The organism is Marinobacter sp. R17 (assembly GCF_003789045.1).
Classification (GTDB): Bacteria; Pseudomonadota; Gammaproteobacteria; order Pseudomonadales; family Oleiphilaceae; genus Marinobacter_A; species Marinobacter_A mangrovi.
In genome coordinates, this window is the sequence record NZ_RHGZ01000031.1 from 46,110 (window position 1) to 59,975 (window position 13,866).

General features: G+C 63.1%; 11 protein-coding genes. 2 read left to right on the forward strand and 9 right to left on the reverse strand.

The features are described 5' to 3' along the window. The first annotated feature begins 85 nt into the window (after positions 1–85). Positions 86–1,765: a phytoene desaturase family protein gene (locus EB809_RS18190; protein WP_123636267.1), complete on the forward strand. Its 1,680-nt coding sequence runs from the start codon at positions 86–88 to the stop codon at positions 1,763–1,765. Between the two features lie 14 nt (positions 1,766–1,779). On the opposite strand, the gene EB809_RS18195 is transcribed toward EB809_RS18190, so the two are convergent. Continuing rightward, entirely contained in the window at positions 1,780–2,679 is a 900-nt protein-coding gene (locus EB809_RS18195) for an SMP-30/gluconolactonase/LRE family protein (RefSeq protein ID WP_123636268.1), read from the reverse strand. An 11-nt stretch (positions 2,680–2,690) separates the two neighbouring features. Continuing rightward, the gene (locus EB809_RS18200; RefSeq protein ID WP_123636269.1) at positions 2,691–3,665 is read right to left on the reverse strand and encodes an NAD(P)H-dependent flavin oxidoreductase; all 975 of its coding nucleotides are present in this window, start codon (positions 3,663–3,665) and stop codon (positions 2,691–2,693) included. Positions 3,666–4,161: 496 nt separating this feature from the next. On the opposite strand from EB809_RS18200, the gene EB809_RS18205 reads away from it, so the two are divergent. Further along, complete coding sequence (locus EB809_RS18205) at positions 4,162–4,788, forward strand: QsdR family transcriptional regulator (protein ID WP_223808030.1); 627 nt, start codon at positions 4,162–4,164, stop codon at positions 4,786–4,788. A 39-nt stretch (positions 4,789–4,827) separates the two neighbouring features. On the opposite strand, the gene EB809_RS18210 is transcribed toward EB809_RS18205, so the two are convergent. The 7 genes from EB809_RS18210 to EB809_RS18240 form a co-directional block, all read right to left on the reverse strand. Next, complete coding sequence (locus EB809_RS18210; protein WP_190294958.1) at positions 4,828–5,259, reverse strand: hotdog fold thioesterase; 432 nt, start codon at positions 5,257–5,259, stop codon at positions 4,828–4,830. A 56-nt stretch (positions 5,260–5,315) separates the two neighbouring features. Then, entirely contained in the window at positions 5,316–6,731 is a 1,416-nt protein-coding gene (locus tag EB809_RS18215; protein WP_123636270.1) for an aldehyde dehydrogenase family protein, read from the reverse strand. A 20-nt stretch (positions 6,732–6,751) separates the two neighbouring features. Then, on the reverse strand, positions 6,752–7,858 hold the full coding sequence (locus tag EB809_RS18220; RefSeq protein WP_123636271.1) for a zinc-binding dehydrogenase: 1,107 nt from the start codon (positions 7,856–7,858) through the stop codon (positions 6,752–6,754). 229 nt (positions 7,859–8,087) lie between these two features. Next, positions 8,088–9,890, reverse strand: coding sequence for an acyl-CoA dehydrogenase (locus tag EB809_RS18225; RefSeq protein ID WP_123636272.1), 1,803 nt, complete (start codon positions 9,888–9,890; stop codon positions 8,088–8,090). A gap of 242 nt (positions 9,891–10,132) precedes the next feature. Beyond that, a complete protein-coding gene (locus EB809_RS18230) occupies positions 10,133–11,317 on the reverse strand; it encodes an acetyl-CoA C-acyltransferase (protein WP_123636273.1) in 1,185 nt (394 codons plus the stop codon). Between the two features lie 87 nt (positions 11,318–11,404). Further along, entirely contained in the window at positions 11,405–13,498 is a 2,094-nt protein-coding gene (locus tag EB809_RS18235; protein WP_123636274.1) for a 3-hydroxyacyl-CoA dehydrogenase NAD-binding domain-containing protein, read from the reverse strand. A gap of 250 nt (positions 13,499–13,748) precedes the next feature. After that, the coding region (locus EB809_RS18240) for a transposase (RefSeq protein ID WP_148079186.1) at positions 13,749–13,866 on the reverse strand (118 nt) is incomplete at its 5' end.

Sequence of the window (13,866 nt, forward strand, 5' to 3'; positions counted from 1 at the left end):
GTGTAACCGTTTGAAACGTGACGGCTGGGCCCAATCCGACTTTCGTCGTAAACTGCGCCGTATAATAAATACCCAGAGGCACCACATGACCACCACCGCTTCCGCACTCAAACCCAGTACCATCCGCATCGGCAAGCGCTATCGCGCTTCCCGGGTCGACGATCATTACGACGCCATTGTGATCGGCTCTGGCATCGGCGGGCTGACCACCGCTGCGCTGCTGGCCAAAGCCGGCCAGAAAGTCCTGGTGCTGGAACAGCATTACACCGCCGGCGGCTTCACCCACAGTTATGGCCGCAACGGTTATGAGTGGGATGTGGGGGTTCACTACATCGGCGATATGGGCAGCCCCAATACGCTGGGTCGCAAGCTGTTCGATACGATTACCGACGGCCAACTGAAATGGGCGCCGATGGACGACAATTACGACCGCTTCTATCTCGGCAGTCAGGTGGTCAACCTGCGCGCTGGCAAGGACGGTTTCCGCCAGTCGCTGCTCGACGCCTTCCCCGGCGAGAACAAGGCCATTGATCGCTACATCAAGCTGCTGGATAAAGTGGCCTCCGGCATGCAGTGGTACACCCTGTCCAAGTTGTCGCCGGCCATCGCCTCGCCGGTGATCTGCCGGGCCCTGCGGTTCGTGCTGCCCAAATGCTTTAACCAGACCACCTACGAGGTGCTCTCCGGCCTGACCCGTAACGAGGCCCTGATTGGCGCGTTGACCGGCCAGTGGGGCGACTGCGGGGTAACGCCGAAGCACTCCAGCTTCCTGATCCATGCGCTGATTGCCAAGCACTACATCCACGGCGGCTACTACCCCGTGGGCGGCGCGGCGGAAATGGCCCGAACCATCATCCCGGTGATCCAGTCGGGCGGCGGTGAGGTGATGACCTACGCCGACGTGACGGAGATCCTGGTGGAAAACGGTCGCGCCTGCGGGGTGCGTCTGGCGGATGACCACACGATTCGCGCGGACCGCATCATCAGCAATGCCGGGGTGATCAACACGTTTGAATCGCTCCTGCCCGCCGAGGTGATCAGGGGGACCCGCTACCCACGCCAGCGCCGGCATATTGAGCCGTCCATGTCCCACCTGGGTCTCTATATCGGCCTGAAGGGAACGGCGCAGGAACTGGGCCTGCCCAAGACCAACTTCTGGATCTACCCGGACGAGCACCACGACGCCAATGTGGAACGGTTCCTGGACGATCCGGAATCGCCGCTCCCGGTGGTCTACGTTTCCTTCCCGTCGGCCAAGGATCCGGATTACCTGAACCGCTGTCCCGGCACGGCGACCATTGAAATTGTCGCCCCCACCACCTGGGCCCAGTTCGCCCCCTGGAAGGACACCACCTGGGGCAAGCGCGGTGAGGAATACGAAGCCCTGAAGCAGCAACTGACCGAGCGGATTCTGGAACACCTCTACGACAAGCTGCCGCAGCTGCGGGGCAAGATCGACTACGTGGAGACCTCAACCCCGCTGTCGACCGACTGGTTCTGTCGCTACGGCCAGGGCGAAATCTACGGGCTGGAGCACACGCCGGAGCGCTTCGATCAGGCCTGGCTACGGCCGAAAACCGAAATTCCCGGCCTCTACCTGACCGGCCAGGACGTCCTGACCTGCGGTGTGGTGGGCGCCATGATTGGCGGGCTGGTGACGACCCTGGCGATCCAGGGCGTCAAAGGCGCGGGGTTGGCCAAACAGATCTTCGTGGACCGTGGGCCAGCCGGCCCCGACCTGCAACTGGTGACCGAGACCGGCTAAGCATCGCAGACGATTCAGGGACGCCCGGCGTGGGGCACCTCCAACCGGGCGGTCCACAACGTCGCCTCCCGGACAGTCCGGCGCCGGCGTGCGCTGGAATCCGGCGCGACGCAGACCAGCAGCGTGCGGCCATCGTCGCCGCCGAGCATGCAAGCAAACACGCCCTGCCCGTTGGCCGGCTTCAGCTCGTCGACAATCTCGCCGCCCGGTGCCACCCGGATACAGCGCTGGTTGAAGGCGTCGGCGATCCACAGGTGATTCTCCGCATCGAGGCAGCAACCATCCGGGCCGACCGACAGCTGTTTCAGCAGATCGGCGCGGTCGGTTCCCGGCGATGGCCTGGGACCAAACCGGGCCCAGTCGCGCCGGTCCGTCAGTGCGCCATCGGCCGCGATGGTAAACGCGGTCATGCCGTTGCCGAACGTCTCGCCGACAATCAACGTGCCGCCGTCCGGGGTGATGACCGCGCCGTTGGGAAAGTAGAGGTCATCGGCCGCCCGACTGACGGAGCCATCCGGTGCGATGCGAGCCAGACAGGCCGGCTGCATGGCGTCCCCGTCCATCAGGTCAAAGCCGAAGTTGCCGACCCAGGCGCTACCGTCGCGTGCCACCACCAGGTCGTTGGCATGACCCGTGGCCAGTTCGCTGAGGTCCGCATGGGTGGTGACCTGCCCATCCGGCCAGCGTCGCAACACCCGATGGTCCAGCATGGAGACGACCAGCATCGACCCATCCGGAAGCCAGCCGAGCCCGGAAGGCTGGCCGGGTACTTCCAGAACCGTGTCCATCGTGCCGCCCGGTCCAATGCGACTGACCGTGTGGGCGTAAAAGTCCGACACCCACCAGGCACCGTCGTGCCAGCGCGGGCCTTCGAAGAACGTGCCACCTTCAATAAACGGTTCGAGTGTTGCCATAACACACCTCCTTACAGGCTGCCGACGAGCCGCTGGCGGATCAGCGTTTCGGCCTCGTCCATGATGCGCGCCAGCAGATCGGCGCAGCTGGGGATGTCGTGGATCAGGCCCGCCACCATGCCGCAGCTCCAGGCCGCTTCATCCATCTGGCCCTCCTGCAGCACCTTGCGACCTTTGACGCCGGTCACCAGATGGCGGATGTCGTCGATGCTGACGTCGTCGCCCTTCTCGGCTTCGATCCGTACGATTTCGTCCACGGCGGCGTTCTTCATGACCCGCTCGGTATTGCGCAGGCCGCGCATGATCAGCCGGGTCTGGCGCTCGTCCGCTTCGACCAGGGCCTGCTTCACGTTCTCGTGGACCGGCGCGTCCGTGGTGGCGATAAAGCGCGTGCCCATGTTCATGCCCTCGGCGCCGAGGGCCATGGCGGCGACCAGACTTCGGCCGTCCGCCATGCCGCCGGAGGCCACGAACGGAATGGTCAGTTCTTCCGCTGCCCGGGGCAGCAGGATGAAGTTGGGGATGTCGTCTTCACCGGGATGACCACCACACTCGAAGCCGTCGACGCTGACCGCGTCACAGCCGATCTTCTCCGCCTTCAGCGCGTGGCGGACCGAGGTACACTTGTGGATCACCTTGATGCCCGCGTCCTTGAGCGCTGGCATGTACTGCTCCGGGCTGCGGCCGGCGGTCTCCACCGCTTTGACGCCACCTTCGATGATCGCCTGGATGTATTCCGGATAGGGCGGCGCCTTGAAGCTGGGCAGGAACGTCAGGTTCACGCCGAACGGCTTGTCGGTCATCTCGTGGCAGCGAGCGATTTCCCGGGCCAGATCCTCCGGCGTGGGCTGGGTCAGACCGGTAATGATGCCGAGCCCGCCGGCGTTGGAGACCGCCGACGCCAGTTCAGCGTACCCCACGTGGTGCATGCCGCCCTGGATGATGGGATGTTGGATCCGGAACAGTTCGGTAATTCGTGTCTTCATGGGCACCCCAGTTAAAAATGATTCGACTATTCTGTTTATTGGAACTAGATTTCATTATTAATGCTGCGGCGAGCAGAATCAACGAACGGAACGACAAGAAAGGCAGGAAAAAAGGCGGGCAGGGCACGTGCCCGCCAAAAGAGGGCTGGAGACTTCCCCGGTAGCCGAGACGCATAAAACGGCTCCGAAGCGTGCCATCCGGGAGCAATGAGAACACTCCAATGGTCAAGCGGTCAGGGGGAGTACCTGACCGTCCGACGTGTTCAAGACGGTGGGATCCACGTCAAGTTCCCGGCAGCCATGAACGGAGATGCCCTGAATCAATTGACCGCCCGATCAGCGGGCGCTTTACAGATCACATTCCGGTCACCGAAACGCCGACAGAGCATTGGGTGGCCACCAAACCGTGATATGGTTAGTTTCGCAGTGCGGACGGAACCGGCAGTGCATGACTCGACACCCAATAACAACAAACGACCGGACAGGAAAGGTAACTGTGGCACGACACGCAAACTCACTCCGATCGACCCCCGGACACGCTACCGAGCGCCCCACCCGGGCCACGCCCGATGATGCCTTCAATCGCGCCCGGGAGCTGTGGCTCGCCGGCGAGCGCATCCATCTGGCCTCACTGGCGGAAGAACTGAATATCGGCCGCGCGACCCTGTTCCGCTGGGTCGGCAACAAGAACCTGCTGCTGGGGGAGATCCTTTGGTCCCTTTACGCGCCCATCCGTGAGTGGGCCCGGGAACAGACGCCTGGGGAAGGCATCGACTACATCGCCGGTGTCTATCACCGGATCAATTCCGTGCTGCTCAACGACGCCGCCCTGCGCCGCTTTATCAGCCAGGATCCGGAATACGCCCTGCGCATTCTCACGTCCGCCAGTTCAACACTGCACAATCGGGTGGTGCAGGCCAATACCCGCATGCTGTGGGAACAGATCGACGCAGGCCACCTGCCCAAACCATCGATGAAGGTGGAGAGCCTGTCCTATTTCATGGTGCGACTGGCGGAATCCTGCCTCTACAGTGACGTGATCAGCGGTCGGGCGCCGCGGCAGGACGAGCTGGAAGACGCCTGCCGCGCCGTACGCATATTGCTGGGCGGCACGGCAGACTGAGCGCGAGCCTGGAACCTTCCAGGCCCCGAAGAACGGCGATCAGCCGGGCTTGTTGATGACGGCCATGGTGATCCGCGAGACGCAGGTCAGCTTGCCCTCTTCGTTCTCGATCCGGATCTCCCACACCTGAGTGCTGCCACCGATGTGGAAAGGACGGGCTGTGCCATAGACCCAGCCCGACGCCACCGAGCGGATGTGGTTGGCGTTGATCTCCAGCCCCACCGCCACCTGGTCCGGCTTACGCAAACAGTAGTTGGCCGCCATGCTGCCGAGGGTTTCCGCGAGGACCACGGACGCACCGCCATGAAGAATGCCGAATGGCTGACGGGTGCGTTCGTCCACCGGCATCTTCGCCTTGATGAAGTCATCACCCACTTCCAGGTATTCAATGCCGAGGCTGCGCACAGCGGTGTTGGCTGAGCCTTCGGTCATCGCCTCGACGGTTGGGGTCCGCGTCCAGATACTGCTCATTGTCGTTGATCCTCTCGGTAGGCCTCACTTTGATTAGCGACCTATTAAACCACCAATCAGAGCTGGAGAGAACGGACCTCCAGGAACTCTTCCAGTCCCCATTTGCCGAACTCGCGGCCGACACCGGAGTGTCCGAAGCCACCAAACGGCGCCTGCGGGTTAAAGGCACCGCCGTTGACGAACACCTGACCGGTGCGCAGCTTGCCGGCGATTTTCTTCGCCTTGTCCGCATCACCAGACCAGACCGCGCCGGACAGACCGTAGGCCGTGCCGTTGGCAATGCGAATCGCCTCCGCTTCATCCGCGTAGGGAATCACACACAGCACCGGGCCGAAGATTTCCTCCTGCGCCAGACGGCTGTCGGGCTTCACGTTGCCAAACACAGTGGCTTTCGCGAAATAGCCCTGCTCCAGTCCATCGGGCGCACCGGCGCCGCCAGCCACCAGCGTGGCACCCTCTTCCTGGCCCAGACGGATGTAGTCGAACACCTTGTCGCGCTGCTGGGCGGAAGCCAGTGGCCCGAGACGGGTCGTCTCTTCCAGCGGATTGCCCGGGGTCATTTTCGCCACGGCTTCCGCCGCCAGCTCGCAGGCCTCATCGTGCTGGCTGGCCGGCACCAGCATGCGGGTCAACGCCGTGCAGGTCTGGCCGGAGTTCAGCAGACAGTTGTTGACCGTGCCTTTCACCGCCGCCTTGAGATCGGCGTCCGGAAGGATCACCGAAGCCGACTTGCCGCCCATTTCCAGGGCATACCGCTTAAAGTCGTCCGCCGCCGCATGGGCGATCAGATGACCGGTGCGGGTGGACCCGGTGAAGGACACCATGTTCACCTGCGGGTGCTTGATCAGGGTGTCGCCGGCGGTCTGGCCCAGGCCGCAGACCATGTTGAACACGCCCTTGGGCAGATCGGTCTGATCCAGGATGTCCGCCAGGATGAACGCCGTGCCTGGCGCGATCTCACTGGGCTTGAGGACGACGGTGCAACCGGCCGCAATCGCCGGGACGATTTTCAGCATCACCTGATGCAGCGGGTAGTTCCACGGCGTGATACAGCCCACGACGCCCACCGGCGCGTATTGCACCTCGGAATTGCCCACCCGTTCGCTGAAGGCAAACTCGGGCAGCAGTTTCAGGTAGGACTGGGTGGTCAGGATCGGCATGCCCGCCTGGATCTGGCCGGCCAGCTTGAGTGGCATCCCCACTTCCCGGCTCACGGTCTCGGCGATCTCGTCGGCGCGGGCCTTGAGGCCGTCCAGCAGTTGCTCAAGCACTTTTGTACGCTGCTCCAGCGTGGATTCCGACCAGCTGTCGAACGCGGCGTGGGCGGCGGCGATCGCGCGCTCCATTTCATCCCGTCCGGCGGCCGGCACTTTGGCCATGACCTCACCGGTGGCCGCTTCGTGCACGTCCAGGGTGTCGCCCGTCCAGTCTTCCCACTGGCCGTTGATGTAAAGCTTGCTCAGATCGTTCATGATGCGCTCCTTGGTTGACCTCAGTCGAACACGATAACGCCACGGGCGTTCTTGCCAGCCACCATATCATCGAACGCCTGGGGCGCCTGGTCGATGCGGTAGGTCTGGGTGATCAGTTCATCCAGTTTGAGCTTACCGGCCTTGTACAGGGCCAGGATACGGGGAAAATCGTGCTGCGGCCGCGCCGAGCCCAGCCAGCTGCCCTTGAGGGTGCGCTCGTCCGCCGGCAGCGACAGGGTGCCGATTTCGGTCTTGTCCCTGGGATCGGCGACGCCGACGACCACCGCGGTGCCGCCCCGTCCCAGACACTTGTACGCCTGGGCCGCCACAGCGCCCGCGCCGACGCACTCAAACGCGTAGTCGACACCGCCGGTCAGCTTCTTGACCGCTTTGGCCGCATCGTCCACTTCGTTGATGTTGACGGTGTGGGTGGCACCAAATTCTTTGGCCATTTCCAGTTTCTTGTCGTTGGTGTCGACGGCGACGATCATCTCGGCGCCGGCCGTGGCGCAGCCCTGGATCGCATTTAGACCCACGCCCCCGATACCAAACACCGCGGCCCGCGAGCCGGGTTCCAGCTTGGCGGTGTTGAACACGGCACCGACACCGGTCATCACGGCGCAGCCCACAAGCGCCGCGTTCTGCAGGGGCACGCCCTCTTCGATCTTGACCGCGTTGTCCACATGCAGCGTGGCGTATTCCGCCATCACGCCGCAGGCGCCGAACACATTGAGGTCGTTGCCGTCGGCGTCGGTGGTGCGCACCGTTCCATCGGGCAGGGTGAACATGGCCTTGCGGGCATTTTCACACAGTACCGGGCGGCCCCGGACGCACTGGCGGCACTTGCCGCACATGGAGATGAAGGAGCTGACGACGTGGTCGCCTTCCTTGAAGTCGGACACGCCCTCACCCACTTCGATGACCACACCGGCGGCCTCGTGGCCGAGCACCAGGGGTGGCGGATACTGGATCTTGCCGGTAGTGGCGGACAGATCACTGTGGCAGACGCCACAGGCGGCGACCTTGATGGTGATTTCGTTGCGCTTGGGTGGTGCGACCTGGATGGTCTCGACGGTAATGGGCTGGCCCCATTCCCGGCAGATCACGGCTTTTGCTTCACGTGTCATTCGTCCGATCTCCTTTGTTGTTTTCGCCTGATTACTTTGCCATGTCGTCCCTGACTTCCAGTCCGTGCCAGGGACACCAATGGTCACCCTGGCCTACGCTGGAATAGACGGCCGTCCCTGGCCGCTATTCCGACCAGCACGTCCTTGTGCTTCCTCCGGCCAGGGTGACCATTCGCGCCCCGCTAACTTGGGGGGGCGTAAACGCGGCGTCAGGCCCCGACGTCAACTGTTAAAACTCCGATTCCGCCATGTCCAGGGCGGTCGTATCCACCTCAGCCAACAGTCCGGCCAGTGAGCCGACCCGCGGCAGTTCGTATCGGGCAAAATAGTCACAGGCCCGCAGCTTGCCGCGGTAGAAGGCTTCCGGTTGCGGACCAGCGTTCTCGATACCGGCCAGCGCCGCCTGGGCCTGTCTCAGCCACAGCCAACCCACAACCGTATGACCGAAGGCCTCCAGGTACAGCGAGGCATTGGCCAACGCGCGCTCGGTGGCACCGGTGGCGCGCACGACGTTGATCGCATCGGTGGCCTCGACCAGTTGGGCGAGCGCCTTGTTCAGTCGCGCCGCGTTGTCCGCCAGCGACGGCACTTCCTGCGCCTCGGCAATCGTCCGCCGAATGCGCTTGAGCAATGCCCGGTAGTGTTGCCCCTCCGCCTGCATCACCTTGCGGCCCAGCAGGTCCATGCCCTGGATGCCGTGGGTACCCTCGTGGATGGGGTTCAACCGGTTGTCACGATAGAACTGCTCCACCGGGTACTCCCGGGTGTAGCCATAGCCGCCGTGCACCTGGATCGCCAGGCTGTTGGCCTCAAGGCAATACTGTGACGGCCAGGATTTGATCAGCGGCGTCAGCAGATCCAGCAGACCGGCGGCTTCTTTCCTGTTGGCCTCGCTCTCGGCAAATTTCTTTTCATCGACCAGTCGCGCCCCCTCCAGACACAGGGACAGGCCGCCCTCGACGTAGGCTTTCTGGGTCAGAAGCATACGACGGATATCGGCGTGCCGGGTCAATGGCACCTGGCCGGTGTTCGGGTCCTTCTCACCCATGGGGCGACCCTGCTTGCGATCGCGGGCGTAATCCAGCGCGTGCAGGTAACCGGTATAGCCGAGCATGACCGCGCCCAGGCCGACGCCAATACGCGCCTCGTTCATCATGTGGAACATGGCGGCCAGCCCTTTGTGGGGTTCGCCCACCAGGTAACCGACGGCGCCGTCTTTTTCGCCGAAGTTGAGCATGGTGGACGTGGTGCCACGATAGCCCATCTTGTGGATCAATCCGGCCAGCGCCACATCGTTGCGCTCGCCCAGAGAGCCGTCCTCGTTCACCAGGAACTTGGGTACCAGGAACAGGGAAATGCCCTTAACGCCCGCCGGCGCGTCCGGCAGACGGCCCAGCACCATGTGCACGATGTTCTCGCTCAGCTCGTGGTCGCCGGCGGAGATGAAGATCTTGTTGCCTTTCAGGCGATAGCTGCCGTCACCGGCCGGCTCGGCCCGGGTTTTCAGGTCGCCCAGTGACGAGCCGGCATGGGGTTCGGTCAGGCACATGGTGCCGAAGAAGCGCCCCGCCAGCATAGGACGGGCGTAGCGTTCCTTTTGTTCCTCGCTGCCGTGCGCCAGGATCAGGTTGGCGGCGGCAATGGTCAGGCCGGCGTAGCCCTGGGTGCCGACATTGGCCCCCTTGAGCAGGCCCACGCACATCTGCGCCACAGTAGCGGGCAGCTGCATACCGCCCAGTTCGTAGTCCTGGCCCGCGGCCATCAAACCGGTCTCGCGCAGCACGTCCAGCGCCTTCTTCACTTCCGGACGCATCTCGACCCGGCCGTTCTCGAAGGTGGGCTCTTCCTCATCCACCAGACGGGCGTGGGGCGCGAATTCTTCCGCGGCCACTTTCAGCGCCAGATCCAGCGCCGCTTCGAGGGTGTCGCGACTGTGATCGGCGTAACGGTCGTATTGGAGGACGTCTTCCGTCTGATGCAGTTCAAACAGTTGGAAGGCGAGATCGTGGGGGTTGATGATGTGCTGCTGCATGGCGTTGACCTGTTGTTTTTGGTTTTGCTGCAAAGACGTGGATTTCTTGTGTCGTTTTCACCTGGGCGCTCGGGGTATGAACAGCAGCCCTCTCGGGCTGCTCCGAAGCTGAAGCGTCGGCTACATTGGGCCGCCCACTCGAGCATGTCGCAGATGCTTCAGCTTCTGAGGCGCCATCGGCGCCCGCAACGGCCATCACCGCGACGTCGTCAGGCACCTTAACCCTTCTGCTTACTCAGGTCTCAAACGACCTCAAACAACCCGGCTGCCCCCTGGCCGCCACCGATGCACATGGTGACCACCACATACCTGGCGCCGCGGCGCTTGCCTTCAATCAGCGCGTGGCCGGTCAGACGGGAGCCCGTCACGCCGTACGGATGGCCGATCGAGATGGAGCCGCCGTTGACGTTCAGTTTCTCCATCGGGATGCCCAGGCGATCACGGCAGTACACCACCTGGGATGCGAACGCTTCGTTCAGTTCCCACAGGTCGATGTCGTCCATGGTCAGGCCGGTGCGATCCAGCAGACGCGGTATCGCGAAGACCGGACCGATGCCCATTTCATCCGGCTCGCAGCCGGCAACGGCGAAGCCGCGGAAGATGCCCATCGGTTCGATGTTGTTCTTCTCGGCGTAGGTGCTGTCCATGACCAGACACGCCGACGCGCCGTCGGACAGCTGGCTGGCGTTGCCGGCGGTCACGAACTGGTCGTCACCGCGTACCGGGTTCAGGCCCGCCAGACCTTCCAACGTGGTGTTGGGACGGTTGCACTCGTCCCTGGTGAGCGTGACCTGCTTTTCGCTGACCTCGCCGGTCTCCTTGTCCTTCACCAGCATGGTGGCGTCGTAAGGGACGATCTCATCGTCGAACTTACCGGCTTCCTGCGCGGCCGCGGTGCGCTGCTGACTGATCAGGGAATACTCGTCCTGCGCTTCACGGCTGACGCCATAGCGCTGGGCCACGATGTCGGCGGTTTCGATCATGGACAGGTACAGTTCCGGCTTGTTCTGCATCAGCCATTCGTTGGTGGCGTGGAACTGGTTGATCTTGTCGTTCTGCACCAGGCTGATGGACTCGACGCCGCCGGCGACCATGGCCGGGACCTTCTCGGACAGCACCCGCTGGGACGCCAGCGCGATGGACTGCAGGCCGGAGCTGCAGAAGCGGTTGATGGACAGGCCGGCGGTGGTGACCGGCAGACCGGCACGGATGGCTGCCAGGCGGGCCATGTTCTTGCCCTGGGCGCCTTCATGGAAGGTCGCGCCCAGGATCACATCCTCGACGATGGCGGGATCAATCCCGGCGCGCTGGACCGCGTGCTGGATCACGTGACCGGCCAGGTCGACGCTGTGGGTGTTGTTCAGGGCACCCCGGTAGGATTTACCCAGACCGGTGCGGGCGGTGGAGACGATAACGGCATCTGACATGAGAGCCTCCTGGGAAGCGTTTTCTGGTTATTAGCGTGAAACGCGCTACCCCGGGGGATAGCGCGTTGTCGTTGTTGGCCTGGGGAATCAGAGGCTGCCGAAGGTCTTGCCTTCGCTGGCCAGGCGCTCCAGCAGAGCGGCCGGCTTCCACTGGTCGCCACCGAGGGTGTCGTGGAAGCGTTTGACCGTGTCGTAGATTTCCTTCACGCCCACCTGGTCGGCCCAGAACATCGGGCCGCCGCGGTAGGCCGGGAAGCCGTAGCCGTAGATCCAGACGATATCCACATCCAGGGCGCGGGCGGCGATGCCCTCCTCCAGGATCTTGGCGCCTTCGTTGATCATCACGTACATGCAGCGCTCGAGGATTTCCTGGTCGCCGATCTCGCGCGGCTCGATGCCCTGCTCCTTGCGGAACTCGGCGATCAGCGCGTCGACCTTCGGATCCACCACCGGCTTGCGGCTGCCTTCTTCGTACAGGTAGACACCGGCCTGGGTTTTCTGGCCCAGTCGGCCTTCTTCCGCCAGCTTGTCCATCCAGCTTGCCGGAACGTCTTCGCCCGCCTTGCGGCGTTCTTCACGGATGCGGTAGCCCACGTCGATGCCAGCCAGGTCGGACATGGCGAACTGACCCATGGGGAAGCCCAGGTCGGTCAGCACCTTGTCCACCTGCTGCGGGGACGCGCCTTCGTTGACCAGTTTGGTAGCTTCGGCGCCGCGCTGGTGCAGCATGCGGTTGCCGACGAAGCCGTAGCAGTTGCCCACCAGCACACCGACTTTCTTGATGCGCTTGGCCACCGCCATGACGGTCGCCTTCACGTCGTCCGCCGTCTGGCTGCCGCAGACGTTTTCCAGCAGCTTCATGACGTTGGCCGGGCTGAAGAAGTGCATACCCACCACGTCCTGCGGACGGCTGGTGGCGGAGGCAATCTCGTCGATGTCCAGGGTGGAGGTGTTGGACGCCAGGATCGCGCCCGGCTTGCAGACCTTGTCCAGCGTGCCGAAGATGTCTTTCTTTACGCCCATGTTCTCGAACACGGCTTCGATCACCAGGTCCACGTCGGCGAAATCGTCGTAGCTCAGGGTAGGCTGGATCAGCGCCATGCGCTCTTCCACCTGGGCCTGGGTGATGCGGCCTTTCCTGGCGGTGTTTTCGTAGTTGCGGCGGATGATGGCCAGGCCCTTGTCCAGGGCTTCCTGCTTCACTTCCAGCAGGCGCACCGGGATGCCGACGTTGGCAAAGTTCATGGCAATGCCGCCACCCATGGTGCCAGCGCCGATAATACCCACGCTGTTCACGTCGCGTACCGGGGTGTCCTTGGCCAGACCCGGCACCTTGGAGACTTCACGTTCGGCGAAGAAGGCATGCACCAGACCGGCGCGCTGCGGCGACTCCATGCATTCCATAAACAGCTCGCGCTCGCGCTTCATGCCATCGGCGAACGGCAGCTGGAACGCGGCTTCCACCGCATCCACACACTTGAACGGAGAGAAGAGGCCGCGGGCTTTCTTCTGAAGGCCGGCGCGATACTGATCGAAAATGTCGCTGCCCTTCTCGGCCTCGACCTTGTCGTTCAGGTCGCGAACCCGACGCACCGGCTTGCCTTCATCAATAACCTTCTGCGCAAACGCCAGACCAACGGCCTTCACGTCGCTGCCCGACTCGACGGCATCAACGATGCCGTTTTGCAGCGCCTCGGCAGCGGAGGCAAAGTTACCGGTGGTGATCATGTCCAGGGAGACCTGGGCACCGGCCAGACGCGGCAGGCGCTGGGTACCGCCGGCACCCGGCAGCAGGCCCAGCTTCACTTCCGGCAGCCCCACCTTGGCGCTGTCCAGCGCGACCCGGTAATGACAGCCCAGCGCCATTTCCAGCCCGCCGCCCAGCGCGGTGCCGTGGATGGCCGCAATGATCGGCTTGTCGGAGCTTTCAAAGGTCTCGACTACTGAAGGCAGTCCCGGTTCCTGCATCGGCTTGCCAAACTCGCGGATGTCGGCGCCGGCAATAAAAGTCCGGCCTTCGCAGACCAGCAGGAGCGCCTTGGCTTCGGCATCTTGCTGCCCCTGTTCTAGCGCAGCCAGCAGACCGGAGCGCACGGCATGACCGAGGGCGTTAACCGGTGGGTAATTCACGGTGATGACGCCGACGGCGCCTTCGCGTTGATAGGTGACGACCTCTGACATAGCGTTCTCCTTATACGTGTTCAAACGCTTTTCTATGGAATGCAGTTTTATTAAGCGAAACTTGAGGACGATTTAAACCATTTTCGACGGATGTTTCAACAGCAAATTGAGACAGGACGTCGATGGACGGTTCCAAACGGCGGGTCATCCGAAAGCGTAGTCGATCGGGATCCCGTCAGAGAAAAGGGGATAATTCGGCGCAGGACACGCCTGCTGGAGGGATCCGGAGAAATGCGGGCATAAAAAAGGTTCATCGCACTTTACCGGGAAAAGCGGCTTTGATTTTCAGGAAGAAGTAGTCGTTATCCCGGTAGCCGTACGCCATCCGCTTGATCACCTTGATTTTATTGTTCATCCCCTCCAGCACG

What these genes read in the sequence shown, in the direction of transcription:
- EB809_RS18190 (WP_123636267.1), top strand. Translation starts at nt 86, where the DNA reads ATGACCACCACCGCTTCCGCACTCAAACCCAGTACCATCCGCATCGGC.
- EB809_RS18195 (WP_123636268.1), bottom strand. Translation starts at nt 2,679, where the DNA reads ATGGCAACACTCGAACCGTTTATTGAAGGTGGCACGTTCTTCGAAGGC.
- EB809_RS18200 (WP_123636269.1), bottom strand. Translation starts at nt 3,665, where the DNA reads ATGAAGACACGAATTACCGAACTGTTCCGGATCCAACATCCCATCATC.
- EB809_RS18210 (WP_190294958.1), bottom strand. Translation starts at nt 5,259, where the DNA reads ATGAGCAGTATCTGGACGCGGACCCCAACCGTCGAGGCGATGACCGAA.
- EB809_RS18215 (WP_123636270.1), bottom strand. Translation starts at nt 6,731, where the DNA reads ATGAACGATCTGAGCAAGCTTTACATCAACGGCCAGTGGGAAGACTGG.
- EB809_RS18220 (WP_123636271.1), bottom strand. Translation starts at nt 7,858, where the DNA reads ATGACACGTGAAGCAAAAGCCGTGATCTGCCGGGAATGGGGCCAGCCC.
- EB809_RS18225 (WP_123636272.1), bottom strand. Translation starts at nt 9,890, where the DNA reads ATGCAGCAGCACATCATCAACCCCCACGATCTCGCCTTCCAACTGTTT.
- EB809_RS18230 (WP_123636273.1), bottom strand. Translation starts at nt 11,317, where the DNA reads ATGTCAGATGCCGTTATCGTCTCCACCGCCCGCACCGGTCTGGGTAAA.
- EB809_RS18235 (WP_123636274.1), bottom strand. Translation starts at nt 13,498, where the DNA reads ATGTCAGAGGTCGTCACCTATCAACGCGAAGGCGCCGTCGGCGTCATC.